Raw genomic sequence first — 878 nt, forward strand, 5'->3', positions numbered from 1 at the left:
TGAGCCATTTTCATCCTGCGTAGCGGTCGGCTTCGACGCGGTGCAGGACGAGGATGGCCTGCACGATCGCGGTCGCTCGGCGTGGGCAGCAGCGCAGCTTGACCAGGATTTTCCAGGTCTTGAGGGTGGCGATCGCGCGTTCGCCGCGGGCGCGGATCTTCGCGTGCGCTCGGTTGACGGCCTTCTGCCGGCGTGACAGCTTCGGCCGGAAGCGGCGCCGCTTGAACGGGGTGCGCACGCTGCCGGGGGCGCCTTGATAGCCCTTGTCCGCGAAGGTCATCACGTCGGTGCTGGCCAGGGCGTCGATGATGCCGTGGGTGCGGGCGGCGGTCAGGTCGTGCGTCGAGGCGGGCAGCGCGGCCGAGGCCCAGACGAGACGCCCGGCCGCGTCGGCGATGACCTGCACGTTCACGCCGTGACGCTTGTGTTTTCCGGAGTAGTACGGCTTCTGGTTGGCGACCCGGTCGATCGGGATCAGGGTGCCGTCGAGGATTGCGTAGGCGAGCAGACGGATCCTGGTCATGGCCGTGGCCAGGTCGTCGGCGGTCGCGGCGAGCAGGTCGATGGCCTCGCGGACATAACGCCAGGCGGTCGTGACGCCGATGTCGAATCCGGCGGCCAGGCGGGTGTAGGTGTCGCCGTTGCGCAGGTGGGCCAGGGCGAGCAGGGCTTGCCGGCCGGGGTCGAGGCGTCGCCACCGAGACCGTTGCTGCTGGCGGCGGGTTCGGATGAGGGCGGCGAGGTGGTTCAGGCTGCGGGTGGACAACGGAATCGCGGCAGGGTAAGACAGCACAGCGAGGCTCCCGGTTGGGGCATCTGATCTTGGTCGATTGCTGTCTTACCGGGAGCCTCGTCCTACCTGGACACCGGCCTCCCAC

General features: G+C 68.9%; 1 protein-coding gene. It reads right to left on the bottom strand.

The genetic code is table 11. The features are described from left to right. Positions 1 to 10: 10 nt before the first annotated feature. Positions 11 to 793 carry an IS5/IS1182 family transposase gene (locus V6U82_RS31510; protein WP_013283918.1) on the bottom strand — a complete coding sequence of 261 codons (783 nt, stop codon included), beginning with the start codon at positions 791 to 793 and terminating at the stop codon, positions 11 to 13. Positions 794 to 878 lie beyond the last annotated feature (85 nt).

The sequence above is a fragment of the Micromonospora sp. CPCC 205554 genome (genome assembly GCF_036902745.1).
In the GTDB taxonomy this organism is placed as follows: Bacteria; Actinomycetota; Actinomycetes; order Mycobacteriales; family Micromonosporaceae; genus Micromonospora; species Micromonospora tulbaghiae.